This is a genomic window from Streptomyces sp. NPDC104761 (assembly GCF_055583445.1).
Genome location: NZ_JBVJNZ010000001.1, coordinates 81,677 through 98,134 on the forward strand (window position 1 = coordinate 81,677; position 16,458 = coordinate 98,134).

13 protein-coding genes are annotated in these 16,458 nt (G+C 74.2%); 5 read left to right on the forward strand and 8 right to left on the reverse strand.

Translation table 11 applies throughout. The features are described 5' to 3' along the window. Nucleotides 1-53: 53 nt before the first annotated feature. Nucleotides 54-1,217 carry an exonuclease SbcCD subunit D gene (locus tag ACZ63F_RS00400; RefSeq protein ID WP_469707314.1) on the forward strand — a complete coding sequence of 388 codons (1,164 nt, stop codon included), beginning with the start codon at nucleotides 54-56 and terminating at the stop codon, nucleotides 1,215-1,217. A gap of 34 nt (nucleotides 1,218-1,251) precedes the next feature. Beyond that, the gene (locus ACZ63F_RS00405) at nucleotides 1,252-4,242 is read left to right on the forward strand and encodes an AAA family ATPase (RefSeq protein ID WP_469707315.1); all 2,991 of its coding nucleotides are present in this window, start codon (nucleotides 1,252-1,254) and stop codon (nucleotides 4,240-4,242) included. A gap of 273 nt (nucleotides 4,243-4,515) precedes the next feature. On the opposite strand, the gene ACZ63F_RS00410 is transcribed toward ACZ63F_RS00405, so the two are convergent. Continuing rightward, the gene (locus ACZ63F_RS00410; protein WP_469707317.1) at nucleotides 4,516-4,962 is read right to left on the reverse strand and encodes an Lrp/AsnC family transcriptional regulator; all 447 of its coding nucleotides are present in this window, start codon (nucleotides 4,960-4,962) and stop codon (nucleotides 4,516-4,518) included. Nucleotides 4,963-5,097: 135 nt separating this feature from the next. Between ACZ63F_RS00410 and ACZ63F_RS00415 the strand changes: the two genes are divergently transcribed. After that, nucleotides 5,098-5,571, forward strand: a complete 474-nt coding sequence (locus ACZ63F_RS00415; RefSeq protein WP_469707318.1) for a rhodanese-like domain-containing protein — start codon at nucleotides 5,098-5,100, stop codon at nucleotides 5,569-5,571. Nucleotides 5,572-5,618: 47 nt separating this feature from the next. Next, nucleotides 5,619-6,134 carry an immunity 21 family protein gene (locus ACZ63F_RS00420; protein WP_352361365.1) on the forward strand — a complete coding sequence of 172 codons (516 nt, stop codon included), beginning with the start codon at nucleotides 5,619-5,621 and terminating at the stop codon, nucleotides 6,132-6,134. A gap of 7 nt (nucleotides 6,135-6,141) precedes the next feature. On the opposite strand, the gene ACZ63F_RS00425 is transcribed toward ACZ63F_RS00420, so the two are convergent. The 6 genes from ACZ63F_RS00425 to ACZ63F_RS00450 all read right to left on the reverse strand — a co-directional run bounded on the left by ACZ63F_RS00425 (nucleotide 6,142) and on the right by ACZ63F_RS00450 (nucleotide 12,386). Further along, nucleotides 6,142-7,371, reverse strand: coding sequence for a cytochrome P450 (locus ACZ63F_RS00425; RefSeq protein ID WP_469707320.1), 1,230 nt, complete (start codon nucleotides 7,369-7,371; stop codon nucleotides 6,142-6,144). Between the two features lie 34 nt (nucleotides 7,372-7,405). After that, nucleotides 7,406-8,800: an NAD(P)/FAD-dependent oxidoreductase gene (locus tag ACZ63F_RS00430; RefSeq protein WP_469707322.1), complete on the reverse strand. Its 1,395-nt coding sequence runs from the start codon at nucleotides 8,798-8,800 to the stop codon at nucleotides 7,406-7,408. Continuing rightward, nucleotides 8,787-9,014, reverse strand: a complete 228-nt coding sequence (locus ACZ63F_RS00435) for a ferredoxin (RefSeq protein WP_469709260.1) — start codon at nucleotides 9,012-9,014, stop codon at nucleotides 8,787-8,789. The genes ACZ63F_RS00430 and ACZ63F_RS00435 overlap by 14 nt, the downstream gene beginning before the upstream one ends. A 147-nt stretch (nucleotides 9,015-9,161) precedes the next feature. Further along, nucleotides 9,162-9,833, reverse strand: a complete 672-nt coding sequence (locus tag ACZ63F_RS00440; RefSeq protein ID WP_469707324.1) for a hypothetical protein — start codon at nucleotides 9,831-9,833, stop codon at nucleotides 9,162-9,164. A 339-nt stretch (nucleotides 9,834-10,172) separates the two neighbouring features. Then, nucleotides 10,173-11,861, reverse strand: coding sequence for a DUF885 domain-containing protein (locus ACZ63F_RS00445; RefSeq protein ID WP_469707325.1), 1,689 nt, complete (start codon nucleotides 11,859-11,861; stop codon nucleotides 10,173-10,175). Nucleotides 11,862-11,894: 33 nt separating this feature from the next. Next, the gene (locus ACZ63F_RS00450; RefSeq protein ID WP_469707326.1) at nucleotides 11,895-12,386 is read right to left on the reverse strand and encodes an Lrp/AsnC family transcriptional regulator; all 492 of its coding nucleotides are present in this window, start codon (nucleotides 12,384-12,386) and stop codon (nucleotides 11,895-11,897) included. A gap of 59 nt (nucleotides 12,387-12,445) precedes the next feature. Between ACZ63F_RS00450 and ACZ63F_RS00455 the strand changes: the two genes are divergently transcribed. Continuing rightward, a complete protein-coding gene (locus ACZ63F_RS00455; protein ID WP_469707327.1) occupies nucleotides 12,446-13,630 on the forward strand; it encodes a trans-sulfuration enzyme family protein in 1,185 nt (394 codons plus the stop codon). Here the strand turns inward: ACZ63F_RS00455 and ACZ63F_RS00460 are convergent. Further along, nucleotides 13,627-16,431 (reverse strand): helix-turn-helix transcriptional regulator, encoded by a 2,805-nt coding sequence (locus ACZ63F_RS00460; protein ID WP_469707329.1) that lies wholly within the window; start codon nucleotides 16,429-16,431, stop codon nucleotides 13,627-13,629. The genes ACZ63F_RS00455 and ACZ63F_RS00460 overlap by 4 nt on opposite strands. Nucleotides 16,432-16,458: the final 27 nt, after the last annotated feature.

A 16,458-nucleotide genomic window follows, 5' to 3' on the forward strand; every position in this document is an offset into this window, starting at 1 on the left:
CATACGGGTCGTACAGGTGCAATAGGGGTAAGGGTGCAGGTCGGGGTGGTTTCATGAGAATCCTGCACACTTCCGACTGGCATCTGGGCCGGGCGTTCCACCGCGTCACCATGCTGGGCGCCCAGTCCGAGTTCATCGGCCACCTCGTCGCGACCGTGCGCGAGCACGCCGTCGACGCCGTGGTGGTGGCAGGAGACGTCTACGACCGCGCGGTACCACCGCTCGCCGCGGTCGAGCTGTTCGACGACGCCCTGCACCGGCTCGCCGACCTCGGCGTGCCCACGGTGATGATCTCCGGCAACCACGACTCCGCCCGCCGCCTCGGTGTCGGCGCCGGTCTCATCGACCGCGCCGGCATCCACCTGCGCACCGAACCGTCGGCCTGCGGCACCCCCATCGTGCTCGCCGACGCCTACGGGGACGTCGCGTTCTACGGCCTGCCGTATCTCGAACCGGCCCTGGTGAAGGACGAGTTCGGGGTCGAGCGGGCCGGGCACGAGACGGTGCTGGCCGCCGCCATGGACCGGGTCCGCGCCGACCTCGCGGCCCGCCCGGCCGGCACCCGCTCCGTCGTCCTCGCGCACGCCTTCGTCACCGGCGGCGAGCCCAGCGACAGCGAACGGGACATCACGGTCGGCGGCGTCGCCGCCGTCCCGGCCGGCGTCTTCGACGGCGTCGACTACGTGGCCCTCGGCCACCTGCACGGCTGCCAGACCCTCACCGGGCGCGTCCGCTACTCCGGTTCCCCGCTGGCGTACTCCTTCTCCGAGGCCGAGCACCGCAAGAGCATGTGGCTCATCGACCTCGCCGCCGACGGCACGGTCACCGCCGAACGCCTCGACTGCCCGGTCCCGCGCCCGCTGGCCCGCCTGCGCGGCACCCTGGACGACCTCCTCGCCGACCCGGCCCTCACCCCCCACGAGGACGCCTGGGTCGAGGCCACCCTCACCGACCCGGTCCGCCCCGCCGACCCCATGGCCCGCCTCACCGACCGCTTCCCGCACACCCTCAGCCTGGTCTTCGATCCCGACCGAGCCCCGGACGACCCCGACGTCTCCTATGCCCGCCGCCTGGCCGGCCGCACCGACCGGCAGATCGCCGAGGACTTCGTCGCCCACGTGCGCGGCGCGGGCCCCGACGAACACGAACGGGCCGTCCTGGGCGAGGCGTTCGACGCGGTGCGCGCGGACAGCGCGGTACGCGAGGTGGCCCGGTGACAGCGCACCCGAGCCCCTGCGGGGAGGCGGCCGCATGAGACTCCACCGGCTCGACATCACCGCGTTCGGACCCTTCGGCGGCTCCCAGAGCGTCGACTTCGACGCGCTCTCCACCGCCGGGCTCTTCCTCCTGCACGGCCCCACCGGCGCCGGGAAGACCTCCGTCCTGGACGCCGTCTGCTACGCCCTCTACGGCACCGTCCCCGGCGCCCGCCAGAGCGGCCAGGGCCTCACCCTGCGCAGCGACCACGCCGACCCCGCCACCCGCACCGAGGTCCGCCTGGAACTCACCGTCGCCGGACGCCGGTTGGAGCTCACCCGGCAGCCGCCCTGGGAGCGCCCCAAGAAGCGCGGATCGGGCACCACCCTGGACAAGGCCCAGACCTGGCTGCGCGAGTACGACGTGACCGCCCGGGCCTGGAAGGACCTCAGCCGCTCCCACCAGGAGATCGGCGAGGAGATCACCCAGCTGCTCGGCATGAGCCGCGAGCAGTTCTGCCAGGTCGTCCTGTTGCCCCAGGGCGACTTCGCCCGCTTCCTGCGCGCCGACGCCGGTGCCCGCGGCCAGCTGCTCGGCCGGCTCTTCGACACCCAGCGCTTCGCCGACGTCGAGAAGCGCCTCGCCGAGCGCCGGAAGACCGCCGAGGCTCGGGTCCGGGACGGCGACTCCGCACTGCTGGCCGACGCGCACCGCATGCAGCAGGAGGCCGGCGACGCGATGGAACTGCCGGAGCTGGCCCCGGGCGAGCCCGGCCTGGCCGTGGCCGTCCTCGCCGCCGCGGCCGTGGCCCGCAGCACCGCGCGGGAGCGCCGCACCGTCGCCCACTGCCGGCTCACCGCCGCCGAGTCCGCCCAGGCCGCCGCCGACCGCGCTCTGGCCGAAGCACGCGAACTGGTCCGGCTGCAGGCCCGGTTCGCAGAGGCCCGGCAGCGGGCCGTACGGCTGGAGGAGCGCGCCGGGGACCATCGGGCGGCGCAGGCGCGGATGGAGCGGGCCCGGAAGGCGGAGGCGGTGGCGCCGGCCCTGGAGCTGCGGGAGGTCGCCGAGGAGGAGCACCGCAGGGCTTCCGGCGCCGAGCAGCGCGCGCGGGCGCTGCTGCCGGAGAGCCTCGCCGAAGCCGGTGCGGCGGGGCTCGCAAGCGCCGCCCGCCGGGCCGCCGAGGAGCTGGGCGGGCTGGAGTCCGCCCGCCGGGCCGAGCGACGGCTCGCCGAGGCGGCCGACGAGCGGGACCGGCTCGACCGGCAGGAGCGGGACGACGAGGACACCCTGCGCGAGGCCGCGGGCTGGCTCGCCGGCTGGGACACCCGGCGCGCCGGACTCCAGGCCCGTGTCGACGCCGCCCAGGAGGCCGCGACCCGCGCCGAGCAGCTCGCCGCACAGCGCGACCCCGCCCGGCGGCGCCTGGCGGCGGCGCGGCTCCGGGACGAGCTGGGCCGGGACACCGACGAGGCCCAGCGCGCCGCTCTCGCCTCCGCGCAGCATGCCGTCGACGCGCGGACACACTGGCTCGACCTCAAGGAGCAGCGGCTGAACGGCATCGCCGCCGAGCTCGCCGCTCAGCTGGCCGAGGGAGAGCCGTGCGCGGTCTGCGGGGCCACCGAACACCCGGCGCCGGCCGAGAAGTTCGCGGGTCACGTCGACCGCGAGGCCGAGGAGCGCGCGCTCGCCGCCGTGCAGCGCGCCGACGAGCAGCGCGCCCGGGACGAACGGCGGCTGGCCACCGCGCGCGAGGCCCTGGCCGCAGCCACCGCCGAGGCGGGCGACACGCCGACCGAGCAACTCGCCTCCCAGGCCGAGGAGTTGGAACGGGAGTACGTCGAGGCCCGGCGGGCCGGGTCCGTCCTGCACGCGGCGCACGAGGAGCTGCGGCTGGCCGAGCAGGAGCACGAGCACCGGCTGGCCGGGCGGCAGCAGGCCGAGGTCCGGGCCGCGGCACGGCTCACCCGCCGCGAGGGTCTCGACAGGGAACTCGCGGCCCTCGAAGAGGAGCTGGCCCAGGCCCGGGGGAGCGCCGCCAGCGTGTCCGCACGGGCCGCGCAGCTGGAACGGCAGGTGGCACTGCTCACCGACGCCGCCGACACCGCGCGCGCCGCCGAGGAGACCGCCCGGCACCTGAAGGACACCGACGCCCGGCTCGCCGACGCCGCCTACCGCGCCGGGTTCGACACCCCGCAGGCCGCGGCCGCCGCCCTCCTCGACGACACCGCCCACCGCGAACTCCAACGGCGCCTGGACCAGTGGCAGTTGGAGGAGGCCGCGGTGCGTGCCGTCCTCGCGGAGGCCGACACCGCGGCCGCCGCCCAGCGACCGCCCGCGGACCTCGGCACGGCGGAGCGCACCGCCGCCCTGGCCGCCCAGCGCCTGCGCGACGCCGCCTCCGCCCTCGACCGGGCCGCCCGCAGCTGCGCCGAACTCGACCGGCTCTCGGCCCGCGCCACCGCGGGCGTCCGGCAACTCGCCCCGCTGCGCGAGGAGTACGACCGGGTGGCCCGCCTGGCCGGCCTCACCGCGGGCACCTCCGCCGACAACGAGCGCAGGATGCGCCTGGAGTCCTACGTCCTCGCCGCCCGCCTGGAACAGGTCGCCGCCGCCGCGACCGTACGCCTGCGGCGCATGTCGTCCGGCCGCTACACCCTGGTCCACTCCGACGACCGCACCGGACGCGGCCGCAGCGGCCTCGGACTGCACGTCGTCGACGCCTGGACCGGACGCGAACGGGACACCGCCACCCTCTCCGGCGGCGAGACCTTCTTCGCCTCCCTCGCACTCGCCCTCGGCCTGGCCGACGTCGTCACCGACGAGGCGGGTGGCGTCCGCCTCGACACCCTCTTCATCGACGAGGGCTTCGGCAGCCTCGACGACCAGACCCTCGACGAGGTCCTCGACGTCCTCGACTCCCTCCGCGAACGCGACCGAAGCGTCGGCATCGTCAGCCACGTCGCCGACCTGCGCCGCCGGGTCCACGCCCAGCTGGAGGTCTCGAAGGGGAGAACGGGCTCGACCCTGCGGCAGCGCGGCATCTGACACCGCGGCCCGGTGGGGGCTGGCCGCGCAGTTCCCCGCGCCCCTACGGGGGCGCTTCGCTCGCAGCAGTCCGGGAAACGCGCCCCGTAAGGGGCGCGGGGAACTGCGCGAGTGGCCGTGACGGTGCTGCGGTGGGCCGGTGGCGTGTGTCGGGGTGTGTTCCTGGCCGGCTTCCGGCGCAGCGGCCCCGTAAGGGGCGCGGGGAACTGCGCGAGCGGCCGCGACGGTGCTGCAGTCGGCCGACGGCATGTCGCGGCACTCTCGGCGGAGCGTTCACCCGCCCACGGCCCGCCGGGGAAGCGGCGACGAGTAGACGACGCTCGTCGTCACCGAGCCCAGCGTGCCGATGCGGCCGGAGACCTCCTCGAGGTGGCGCATCGAGCGGGCGGTGACCTTGAGGACGAAGCAGTCGTCGCCCGTGACGTGGTGCGCCTCCAGGATCTCGGGGGTGGCGGCGACCAGGTCGTGGAAGGGCTTGTAGTTGCCGTTCGGGTAGCGCAGCCGGACGAAGGCGAGGATCGGCAGGCCGAGGCGTTCCGGGTCGACCACCGCCGCGTACCCCTGGATCACGCCGGCCTCCTCGAGCCGGCGCACCCGCTCGGTCACCGCGCTCGCGGACATCGCGACGGCCCGCGCCAGCTCGGCGAAGCTCGCCCGGCCCTCGCGCTGCAGGACGTCGAGGATGCGCCGGTCGGTGGCGTCCGGGGAAAACTCGGTCATGGGGGATGGATAACAGGGAATCCCCGGCCGGACAAGGGCTCGGCCGGGGATCGTACCTTCAGGGCGTCCCGTCACCCTCGTAGATTTGCGGCCAAGGAGAGATCCGCCGCACCGGCGGCCGGCGAAAGGCCTCACATGACCGGCACCACCCGCAACCCCGTTCTGCGCGTCGCCCCCGCCGCGCCCGTCGAGGCCGCCGCCCACTTCCGGGCGAGCCTCGCCTTCCACGCCGACGTCTCCGACGTGGCCGCGGCCCTCGCGGCCGGCGGCGACCCCGGCTTCGTCGTCCTGGACTCCCGCTCCACCGACTCCTGGGACCAAGGGCACATCCCGGGCGCAGTCCACCTGCCCACCGTGCTCATCCCCGAGCAGGCGCCCCAACTCCTGGACCCGTCCGTGCCCGTGGTGACGTACTGCTGGGGTCCCGGCTGCAACGGCGCCACCCGTGCCGCCCTCGCGCTGGCCGAACTCGGCTACCAGGTCAAGGAGATGCTCGGCGGATTCGAGTACTGGGTGCGTGAGGGGTTCGAGTTCGAGACCTGGCAGGGCCGCGAGCGCCGCCCCGCGGACCCGCTGACCGCACCGGTCGCGGGCGACTGCGGTTGCTGATTCCCGGCGGCGAACCCGCGCCGTCGCCGGCCGTGTAGGTTCACCCCATGACTCGGTATGGGGATCCAGGCGCGGTGGAGTGGGTGGAGTCGGGCGGCGGTCCGCTGGTGGCGGTCCCGGAGACGGTCCTGCCGTTCTGGGCCGGCGCCGACAGCGAGGATCTGGCCACCGACTACGACCGGGCCTGCGAGGTCGACGGCTATGTCGGACTGCTCCCGGTCGGGGACAGCACCGCCCTGGTCCTCGGCGACGAACCCGCCTCGACGTCCTTCCTGCCGGACCACGGCACCTTCGTACGGTGGTCCGCCGCCGACTCGGAGGAGGAACTCCTGGCACAGGTGCCCGCCGCCCTCGACGGTGCCGCGTGGGAGAACGAGATCCGCTGGCAGGTCCCAGGACCCGTCGTCCTGTTCGACTCCGCGTGGCCCGGCGGCGAGGCCGAGGGCGGAGACCACCTGCGGGTCCCGCTGGAGCCCGGCACCTACGCGGTGCGCGCCGCCTACACCAGGCCCGGCCCGGAAACCTGGCTGGGCCTGGTGCAGTTGCGCCGCCTCCCGTCCTGACGGGCCCTCACCTGATGCCGTCGACGGCGATGCCGAGGTGGCGCGGGCCGCGCAGCACCGCGTTCGGGCGGTAGGGCGGCGGGTCCTCGACGAGGCGCGGGTTGTCGAGCCGGCGGGCCAGCTGGGACAGCGCGATCTGAGCCTCCAGGCGGGCCAGCGGGGCGCCGAAGCAGCTGTGGATGCCGCTGCCGAAGCCGAGGTGCTGGATGTCCTGGCGGTCCGGGTCGAAGCGGTCGGGATCGGTGAACCGATGCGGGTCCCGGTTGCCGGCGGCGAGGACCAGCCAGATGCGCGACCCCTTGGGGATGGTCACCCCGTGCACCTCGAGGTCGGCGATGCAGGTGCGCTGCGGCAGCAACTGCACCGGCGGCTCGTAGCGCAGCAGCTCCTCCACGATCCGCACCGAAAACCCCGGGTCGTTCCGCAGCCGCTCCAGGTACTGCGGGTACCGCAGCAGCGTCAGCATGCCGTTGGTGATGAGGTTGACCGTCGTCTCGTGGCCGGCGATCAGCAGCAGCACCGACGTGCTGAGCACCTCCATCGTCGTCATGGCGCCGTCCGGGCCGCGACTGTGCACCAGGTCGGACAGCATGTCGTCGCGCGGCTCCTTGGCCCGCTGCTCCACCAGCCCGTTCAGGTACATCCCGAGCTGCAGCCGGGCCTCCTGCGCGGTCTTCGCCGAGTCGTCGGCCGTGCGGCTGTCGGGGTCCAGACCGGCCACGATCGGGTCGACCCAGGCCCGGAACCGCGGCTCGTCCTCGCGTGGCACGCCCAGCAGCCGGCAGATCACCGTGACCGGGAACGGGTAGGCGACCTGGTCGACCAGGTCGAACTGCCGGGCGTCCCCGAGGCCGTCGATCAGCTCGGTGACGATCTCCTCCAGCCGGCCCCGCATCTCGTCGATCCGGCGTGGCCGGTGCGGCGGCCCGAAGGAACTGTTGGCGATCCGGCGCAGCCGGTCGTGCTCCGGCGGGTCGAGCCGGATGAAGCTGGGCGGCAGTCCCGTCGCCTCCGGGCCGGACAGCTCGTCGTCCCCGCGCACGGTCACGTTGGACTCGTCGGAGCTGATCCGCGGATCGTGGAGCAGGGCCTCGATGTCGTGGTAGGTGCTGATGATGTACGGGCCGTCCTCCTCCTCGTGCAGCACCGGCGTCTTGCGGAGCTCCTCGTACAGCGGGTACGGGTTGGCACGGTTCGCGAAGTCGGTGATCTGGCGCAACATCGAGGTCTGCGTCATGACAGTTCCTTGCAGCGTCGGGGCCGGGTCGCGGTCAGTGGCGGACGGGGTGGAAGACCAGTTGCTGGTCGGTCGGCGAGTAGCCGCTCAGGGTCACCATGGGCCCGTGCGTCGGCAGGGCAGGGTCCGGGAAGTCGGCGTCCACCGGCACCCGTCCCTCGGGACGGCGGTCCACGGTCGGGAACTCCACCGGGAACGGCCCGGCCTTCTCGATCTGCCGCTGGTAGAACTCCAGCCACCGCGTGTTGTCGAAGCTCACCGCGGCGATCGTCCGGCCCTGGTAGCCGTACACCCCGACGAACCGGCGTTCCGCCAGCGAACCCTGGGTGATCATGATCTGCTCGCCCATCGGCGGCACCCCGACCGACTTGATGTTCACGCCGAACTGCGACGACCAGAACGCCGGCACCCACAGGTGCGGCCGCCGCTCCGCGCTCGGGCTGATCATGTTGTGTGCGGCGGTCTCGGCCTGCGCGACCGCGTTGCCCCAGTGCTCGAGCGACAGGAACTGGTAGCCGAACAGCGCGTGCGGGGACCGGGCGACATCGCCGGCGACGAAGATGTCGTCGGTGACGATGCCCCGGAAGTCGAAGGCACGGCAGCCCGCGTCGCAGGCGATGCCCCGCGGGCCGGCGCCGAGACCGGAGCCCGTCAGCCAGTCCGTGTTGCGGGTCGCGCCGAGCGACACGATCACCACGTCCGCCTCGACGACGGACTCGTCGGACAGGTGGACCGCCCGCACCCGCCCGGCCGGGTCGCCCTCCAGCGCGGTGACCTGGACGCCGGTGCGCAGGTCCACGCCGTTCTCGCGATGCAGCTCGGCCGCGACCGCCCCGATCACCCCGCCGAGGGCGCCCACCAGCGGCGCGCCCGCGCGCTCCGCGACGGTGACCGCGATGCCCTGCTCGCGGCAGGCCGAGGCGATCTCCGACCCGGTGAACCCGGCGCCGATCACGAACACCCGGCGCGGCCCGGCCTTCAGCCGCCGCAGCAGCGCCGCCGCGTCGTCCCGGGTGCGCAGCGTGAACACGCCCTCCAGACGGGCCTCGTCCTCCTTGGGCCAGGGCCGGGCCCGCACGCCGGTCGCGATCAGCAGCCGGTCGTACTCGACCTCGTCGCCGTCGGCCAGCCGGACCCGCTTGGCCTCGACGTCGAGCCCCGTCGCCGCGACGCCCAGCCGCCACTTCGCGTCGATCTCCCCGCGGTGCGGCAGCGCGGTGTGGTGCGGAGCCGCCCGGCCGAGCAGCACCGCCTTGGACAGCGGCGGCCGGTCGTAGGGCTCGTACGGCTCGTCGCCGATCATCGTGAGTTCGCCGGCGAAGCCCTCGGCACGCAGCGTCTCGGCACCGCGCAGCCCGGCCAGCGAGGCACCCACGACGACGATCCGGCCCTCGCGCCGCAGCCACTCGAGATAGTCAGCGGGCGGCATCGGAGGCCCCTCCCGCGAATCCGTCCAGGCCGTCGGCGGTGATCGCCTGCACCGGGCAGGCGGCGACGGCGCGCGCCACCCGCTCGCGGTGCTCCTGCTCGGCCTGCGGGTTGTAGACGAGGGATTCCTCGCCGTGCATGGTGAAGACGTCCGGCGCGAGGAACGCGCACTGCGCGTACCCCTGACATCTGTTGAGGTCGACGACAAGGCGCATCATGGCTCCGCCCTTCCGGTGGCCAGGTCCGGTGTGTACCGCGGTCCGTCGTTCCGGTGCCGGACGGCGGAGAACTCCCCGCACGCCAGCATGGGAGCCCCCTCCCGCCGTCGCGCGCCGGGGACCGCCGATCGGGTGAGCGATCCGTCAGAGCGCCGGGGCCGCGGTGGAGCGGCGGAAGCCCGCCACGACGAGGTACACGCTGAGCAGCAGCGACCACGCCGGGAACACCAGCTCGGCCCAGGGCACGGCGGACGACACGAACAGCAGGACGACGGTGGTGAGGAAGCCGACCAGCGTGAGCCAGCGCGGCAGGACGCGCAGGCGGTGCCCGATCACCGAGGCGGAGCAGGTGAAGACGGCGGCCATGCGCATCGCGTACCCGGTCATCAGCGTGTACGCGAGGTGCTGGCCGAAGTCCCAGGTGGGCCGGGACGGTGAGGTGCCCGCGGGATGAGCGGTGTCGAGGACGGCCGAGGCCACCGCGGCGGCGGCGAAGATCATGGCCGTGAAGACCAGGCCGCTGCCGAGGAACACGGTGGCCATGAAACGGTCCTCGGCGTCGCCGACGTGCGAGCGGACGGCGCCGACGAACCACAGGAAGAAGATGCCGGCGAACGGCACCAGCAGGAGGGCCGTGCGGACGGCCTCGCGCCGGCCGGGATCCGCCTGCTGGAGGGTGACCGCGTCGGCGCCCTGGGGGATGGCCAGCCGGATCAGCACCATGGCGGCGGCGAGCAGCAGGGCGAAGACGACCCCGGCCATGCCCGCGGCGCGCGGGGTCTGCAACGTCTCCCTCGGGTGCGTGGAGGTCTGCATCCGCGGCTCGCTTCCTGTCTCGCCGGTGGCCCCCGGCACCAGCAAGCCCGCCGGCTCCGGCCGCCGCCACCGGAGCACACCCGAACGGCAGACCGCGCCGGCCCGGTCGCGGCCGCCGCCGGACGCCGGCCGGCAGGGAGCGCCGACCGGCAGGGAGCGCTCACCGGCAGGGGGCGCTCACCGGCAGGGGGCGCTCACCGGCAGGGGGCGCTCACGGCAGCGGGCGCCCACCGTCAGTGGGGCGCCCGCTCGATGCAGCCGGTCGATGCCCGCTCAGCCCCGCCGCCCGGTGTCGTCGCCCGGCGCGGCCGCCCGGTCAGGCGCGGGCCGCCCCCGCCGTCACAGCTGGGACAGCTCATCCACCAGGTCGTCCAGGCCGAGCGAGCCCTGGGAGAGGGCCGCCATGTGCCAGGACTTGAGGTCGAAGCCGGTGCCCCGCCGCTCCCGGGCCTGCTCCCGGCCCAGCAGCCAGGCCCGCTCGCCCAGCTTGTAACCGATCGCCTGCCCCGGCATGGACAGGTAGCGGGTCAGCTCGCTCTCCACGAAGTCCGCGGGACGGCTGCTGTGCGTGCCGAAGAACTCCTGCGCCAGCGCGGGCGTCCAGCGCTCCCCGGGGTGGAACGGGGAGTCGTCCGGGATCGTCAGCTCCAGGTGCATGCCGATGTCGATGATGACCCGCGCGGCCCGCATCATCTGCGCGTCCAGGTAGCCGAGGCGGCGCTCCGGGTCGGTCAGGAAGCCCAGTTCGTCCATCAGCCGCTCCGCGTACAGCGCCCAGCCCTCGGCGTTGGCGCTGACCATGCCCACGCTGGCCTGGTAGCGGGAGAGGTTCTCGGCGACGTGCTTCCACTGCGCCAGCTGGAGGTGGTGGCCGGGCACACCCTCGTGGTACCAGGTCGACACCAGGTCGTAGACCGGGAACCGGGTCTGGCCCATGGTCGGCAGCCAGGTGATGCCCGGGCGCGAGAAGTCGTCCGAGGGCGGGGTGTAGTACGGCGCCGCCGCGCTGCCCGGCGGAGCGATCCGCGACTCCACCCGGCGCACCCGCTCGGCCAGGTCGAAGTGGGTGCCGTCCAGCTTCTCGATGGCCTCGTCCATCACCGCCTGCAGCCAGCCGCGCACCTCGTCGACACCCTCGATATGGGTGCCCTGCTCGTCCAGGTGCGCCAGCGCCACCCACGGCGTGGCCGCGCCGGGCAGGACCTTCTCGGCCTCGGCCTTCATCTCGCCGAGCAGCCGGTGGTACTCGGACCAGCCGTACGCGTACGCCTCGTCCAGGTCGAGGTCGGTGCCGTTGAAGTAGCGGACCCAGCGGGCGTACCGCTCCCGCCCCACCACGTCCGGCGAGCCCTCGATCGCGGGCTCGTACACGTCCCGCATCCAGTCGCGCAGCGCCACCACCGCCTCGGTGGCGGAGCGGGCCGCCGTGTCCAGCTCGGTGCGCAGTGCCTCGGGCCCGGACGCCGCGAACTGCTCGAACCAGCCCCGGCCGTCGCCCGTGTCGGCCCACTCGCCGAGCTGCCCGACGAAGGTCGCGGTGGCGCGCGGACCGCCGTAGAGCTTCCGCTCCAGGCCGAGTTCGAGGGACTGCCGGTAGCCCTCCAGCGCGGTCGGCACCGCGCGCAGCCGCTCGGCGACCGCCGTCCAGTCCTCCTCGGTGGCGGTGGGCGTCACCGTGAACACCTGGCGCACCGCGTGCGCGGCCGAACTCAGGTTGCTGACCGAACGCAGGCTCTCGTCGGCCTCGTGCACGGCGAGGGAGGCGCTGAGCCGCTCGCGCAGCAGACGCGCACAGCGACGCTCGATGTCACTGTCGGCACCGGGCTGCCGCTCGGCCTCGTCGAGCTTGGCGAGCGTGTCGCGCTGGAGCCGGGCGAGCGCCTCCGCCCCGGCCGGCGAGGTGTCGGGCAGCCGGCCCGAACTCTCCTTGTCGCCGAGGAAGGTACCGGTGATCGGATCGAGGGCGATGAGTTCGTCGACGAAGGTGTCGGCGACCTGACGGGGCAGCGGGTTGCTGGTCTGTGACATGCGGTCCATCCTCGTACGGCGGACCGCCGCCCGTCACGGGGATTGAGCCGACGACACCGGCGGAAGCAGCGGTCCGCACTCCCATTTCTGGAAGATCAGCCGGGTCTCCACCCGGGCCACTTCCCGATGGGCGGTGAACTCGTCCAGGACCAGCCGTTGCAGGTCCGTCATGTCCGCCACGGCCACATGCACCAGATAGTCGTCGGGACCGGTGAGATGGAACACCGTCCGTGACTCCGGCAGCGCCCGGATCCGCTCCACGAACGGTCCCACCAACTCCCGCCGGTGCGGCCTGACCTGCACCGACAGCAGCGCCTCCAGACCGCGCCCGAGTTTGGCCGGATCGAGTTCGAGGCGGTGCCCGAGGATCACCCCGCAGCGGCGCAGCCGGGTCACCCGGTCCAGACACGTCGACGGCGCCACGCCCACCTGGGCGGCGAGATCACGGTAGGTGGTCCGGGCGTCGTTCTGCAGCAGCCGCAACAGATGCAGATCGACCGGATCCAGTACGACGGAATCGGCCACGGACCGAACGTAGCACGGGGTTCACCCCGCACACCCCGTCGGTTGTTCACCCTGCCGTCATGGACACAGCGAGCACCTACGACACCCGGGCGCCCCTCGGCGGTCCCGTCTCCCGCGCACCCCGCGCCCTGGCCACCGAGGCCGTGCACGCCGGCCGCGACGACCTCGCCCGCCAGGGCCTGCACGCCCCGCCGATCGACCTGTCCACCACCTACCCGTCGTACGACAGCCGGGCCGAGGCGGCCCGCATCGACGCCTTCGCCGCCGACGGCGCGGACCCGGCGGGACCGCCGGTGTACGGACGCCTCGGCAACCCGACGGTGGCCCGCTTCGAGACCGCCCTGGCCCGCCTGGAAGGCACCGGCGCCGCGGTCGCCTTCGCCAGCGGCATGGCCGCCCTGACCGCGGTCCTCCTCGCCCGCGCGGCCGCCGGCCTGCGCCATGTCGTCGCGGTACGGCCGCTGTACGGCTGCAGCGACCATCTCCTCGACGCCGGACTCCTCGGCACCCAGGTCACCTGGACCGACCCGGCCGGGATCACCGACGCGCTGCGCCCCGACACCGGCCTGGTGCTGGTCGAGTCCCCGGCCAACCCGACCCTCGCCGAACTCGACCTGCGGGCCGTCGCGCACGCCTGCGGCACGGTGCCGCTGCTCGCCGACAACACCTTCGCCACCCCCGTGCTGCAGCGCCCCGCCGAACTCGGCGCCCGGCTCGTCCTGCACAGCGCCACCAAGTACCTCGGCGGCCACGGCGACGTGCTCGGCGGAGTGGTCGCCTGCGACGAGGAGTTCGCAGGACAGCTCCGGAAGATACGGTTCGCCACCGGCGGCGTCCTGCACCCGCTCGCCGGCTACCTCCTGCTGCGCGGTCTCGCCACCCTCCCGGTACGGGTCCGCGCCGCCTCCGCCACCGCAGCCGAACTGGCCCACCGCCTCACCGCCGACCCGCGCGTCGCCCGCGTCCACTACCCGCGGCTGGGCGGCGCGATGATCGCCTTCGAGGTCTACGACGACCCGCACGAGGTCATCTCCCGGGTACGCCTGATCACTCCTGCCGTGAGCCTCGGCAGCCTCGACACTTTGATCCAGCACCCGGCCTCCATCAGCCACCGCGTCGTCGACGAGAGGGACCGCCACGGCGCCGGGGTCAGCGACCGGCTGCTGCGCCTGTCGGTGGGGCTGGAGGACGTGGACGACCTGTGGCGCGACCTGGAAACGGCCCTGGGCGAGTTGTGTCCCTAGCGTGAGCGGACCTGCGGGGTCCCGGCCCCCGGAGGAGACAGCGCCGAGCGGAGGTGCCTGCGGGAGCTCACCCCGAGCTTGGCGAAGACGTTGCCCAGGTGCCACTCCACCGTGCGAGGGCTGATGAACAACTGGGCGGCGATCTCGGAGTTGGTGTGGTCTCCTGCCAGCCTGGCGATCTGCACTTCCTGGCTGGTGAGTTCGGTGCCGGACCCGGCCGCTCGCTTGCGAACGGTCTCGCCGGTCGCCAGGAGTTCCCTGCGGGCGCGGTCGGCGAAGGCGTCGGCTCCGAACCGGCTGAACGCCTCGTAGGCCGAGCGCAGTTGGACGCGGCCCTCCTGCCGACGGTGCCGGCGCCGCAGCCACTCGCCGTACAGCAGACGGGCGCGGGCCAGCTGGACCGCCACGCGGGAGTGTCCGAGCCGCTCGATCGCCTCCCGGTAGAGCGCGTCGGCGGCCTCGTCGTCGCTGAGCAACGCGCGCGAGCAGGCCCCGGTGCCCAGGGCCCACTCGGTACCGCTCGCCCGAGTGCGCTCGGTGAGATCCGCCAGGGCCGCCTCGCCCGCCTCGGGCTGCCCGCTGCGGGCGGCCGCCTCGACCAGTTCGGCCAGTGCCCAGCCGAACAGGCCCAGGTCCTCGTACCGGCAGGCGCGTGCGGCGGCCGCCAGCGCCTCGCCGTAACGGCCGAGCCCGTTGTACAGCAGCGCGGTGGCGTACTCGGCCACGCCCACCACGCGGCCCTCACCCCGGGGGCGCACCTCGTCGACGGTGGTCTCGATCAGTGCCCTGGCCGGCTGCGCCTGTCCCCGCCAGGCGGCGAGCATCAGCGACGTGTACATCATGGGTACGCCGCCCACCGCGTCCGAGATCGCGGTGGCCTCGTCGATCAGTTCCGCCGCCGTGTCGAACGCGCCTGCCAGGACGTGGCAGCACGCCTGGTAGGTCAGTGCCATCGGCAGGACGGCGAGCGCCCCCGCCCGACGGGCCAGAGTGACGGCGTCCGCCGCCAGCTCGTGCCAGGCGCCGTCGTTCCACAGCTCGGGTGCGAGCGGCTCGGGCGTGACCCGGAACGCCAGCCACAACCCCTGCCTGTCCGCATCCGTCGCGCCGGTTCTCAGCTCCTGCCGGACCGTGTCCAGTGCTCGCCCGAGGGCGGCCGCGCCGGTGTCGGGGCCGTCGAGGATCCGTCCGGCGATGCCGTCCACCAGCACGTCGACCATCCGCGGCGGCGTCCTCGGCGGCGGTCCGGAGCGGGCAGCCTCGGCCACGTCCCGCAGGTCGGGCCCGTCTCCGAGACGACCGGCGGAGATCACCGCGCCGAACGTCTCCAGGAGGGTGTCGCGGGCAAGGGCCGCGTCGAGAGGTGCCAGCCGGTTCGCCGCGTCGAGCAGCAGCCGGGGCGCGGCGCCGCCCCGCACCTGGGAGAAGACCAGCCGGGCCCGCAGCCGTTCCAGGCGGGCACGCTGGAGGTCGTCGAGCGGGCCGGTCTCCGCGTCGGCCAGCAGGGAGTGCGCCTGGTCCGCCCCTCCGGCGTCGATGTGGGCCTGGGCCGCGGCCAGTGCACGGTCGGCCCGGCGCACGGGATCGGGGGTCAGCTCCGTCGCCTGGCGCAGGAACGAGGCCGCCGCGGCGATCCCGCCTCGGGCCTGGGCACGGTCGGCGCAGCGCGCCAGGTCGACGGCGACGTCCTCGTCGGGCCGCGGCGTGGCATGCGCACGATGCCAGGCCCTGCGATCAGGATCCAGGAGCGCGTCCGTCGCCTCCGCGAGGGCCCGGTGCGCCGCCCGGCGCTCCGGCGCTGCGGCCCGCCCGTAGACCGCCGAGCGCACCAGCGGGTGGTCGAAGCGCACCCGGGTGCCGAACTCGACCAGTCCCGCGGCTTCGGCCGGTGCCGCGGCCTGCTCCGGTATCCCCTGCAGAGCGGCGGCGCGCCACAGCAGATCCGTGTCTCCCGTGGGCTCGGCCGCGGCGGTCAGCAGAAGACGTCGGCTGTCCGCCGGAAGGGACCGGAACCGCCGGTGAACGGCGCTTTCGATGTGGCTCGTCAGGGGGCGTCCACCGGGAAGCCAGAAGCCGCCCGCCAGCTCGGCGGGCGTCAGCGCGCGCGGCAGTTGCAGCAGGGCCATCGGATTGCCGTGCGTCTCGCCGACCATCCGGTCCCGCACCAGCGGGTCGAGCGGCACGTGCACCGCCGAAGCGAGCAGGGCACGCGCGTCGGACTCGCTGAGACCCCTGACGACCAGTTCCGGCAGACCGGCCACCTCGCGGCCGTCGTCGCCGTCCCGCAGGGCGAGGACCAGGGCCATCGGCTCGGCCGCCAGCCGTCTGGCCACGAACACCAGCACCTGCAGGGACTCCTCGTCCAGCCACTGGGCGTCGTCGACGAGGCAGGCCAGCCGCCGCTCCCTGGCCGTTTCGGCGAGCAGTCCGAGCACGCCCAGCCCCACCAGGAACCGGTTGGGCACCTCCCCGTCCTGGAGCCCGAACGCCACGGACAGCGCGTCGCGCTGCGGGCCGGGCAGCCGGTGAGCCGCGCCCAGCAGGGGCGCACAGAGCTGGTGGAGGCTCGCGAAGGGGAGCTCCATCTCGGTCTCCACGCCTGCCACCCGGAGGATGCGGAACCCGGTGGCCCGGTCGGCCGCGCAGTCCAGCAGGGCGGTCTTGCCGATCCCCGCCTCGCCGCGCAGCACCAGGACCGCGCTGCGACCCTCCCGCACGGTCGCCAGTACCTGGTCCAGCGCGGCAAGCTCGTGACTCCGGCCCCGCAGGGCGACCCGCGAACCAATGGCCTGTGCATCCATGGATCGATCTTCCCGGAACACCATTTC

Excerpts from the sequence above, each read along its gene's own strand:
- ACZ63F_RS00460 (WP_469707329.1), bottom strand. The coding sequence starts at position 16,431 with ATGGATGCACAGGCCATTGGTTCGCGGGTCGCCCTGCGGGGCCGGAGT.
- ACZ63F_RS00445 (WP_469707325.1), bottom strand. The coding sequence starts at position 11,861 with ATGTCACAGACCAGCAACCCGCTGCCCCGTCAGGTCGCCGACACCTTC.
- ACZ63F_RS00430 (WP_469707322.1), bottom strand. The coding sequence starts at position 8,800 with ATGCCGCCCGCTGACTATCTCGAGTGGCTGCGGCGCGAGGGCCGGATC.
- ACZ63F_RS00435 (WP_469709260.1), bottom strand. The coding sequence starts at position 9,014 with ATGCGCCTTGTCGTCGACCTCAACAGATGTCAGGGGTACGCGCAGTGC.
- ACZ63F_RS00400 (WP_469707314.1), top strand. The coding sequence starts at position 54 with ATGAGAATCCTGCACACTTCCGACTGGCATCTGGGCCGGGCGTTCCAC.
- ACZ63F_RS00455 (WP_469707327.1), top strand. The coding sequence starts at position 12,446 with ATGGACACAGCGAGCACCTACGACACCCGGGCGCCCCTCGGCGGTCCC.
- ACZ63F_RS00415 (WP_469707318.1), top strand. The coding sequence starts at position 5,098 with ATGACCGGCACCACCCGCAACCCCGTTCTGCGCGTCGCCCCCGCCGCG.
- ACZ63F_RS00440 (WP_469707324.1), bottom strand. The coding sequence starts at position 9,833 with ATGCAGACCTCCACGCACCCGAGGGAGACGTTGCAGACCCCGCGCGCC.
- ACZ63F_RS00410 (WP_469707317.1), bottom strand. The coding sequence starts at position 4,962 with ATGACCGAGTTTTCCCCGGACGCCACCGACCGGCGCATCCTCGACGTC.
- ACZ63F_RS00425 (WP_469707320.1), bottom strand. The coding sequence starts at position 7,371 with ATGACGCAGACCTCGATGTTGCGCCAGATCACCGACTTCGCGAACCGT.
- ACZ63F_RS00420 (WP_352361365.1), top strand. The coding sequence starts at position 5,619 with ATGACTCGGTATGGGGATCCAGGCGCGGTGGAGTGGGTGGAGTCGGGC.
- ACZ63F_RS00405 (WP_469707315.1), top strand. The coding sequence starts at position 1,252 with ATGAGACTCCACCGGCTCGACATCACCGCGTTCGGACCCTTCGGCGGC.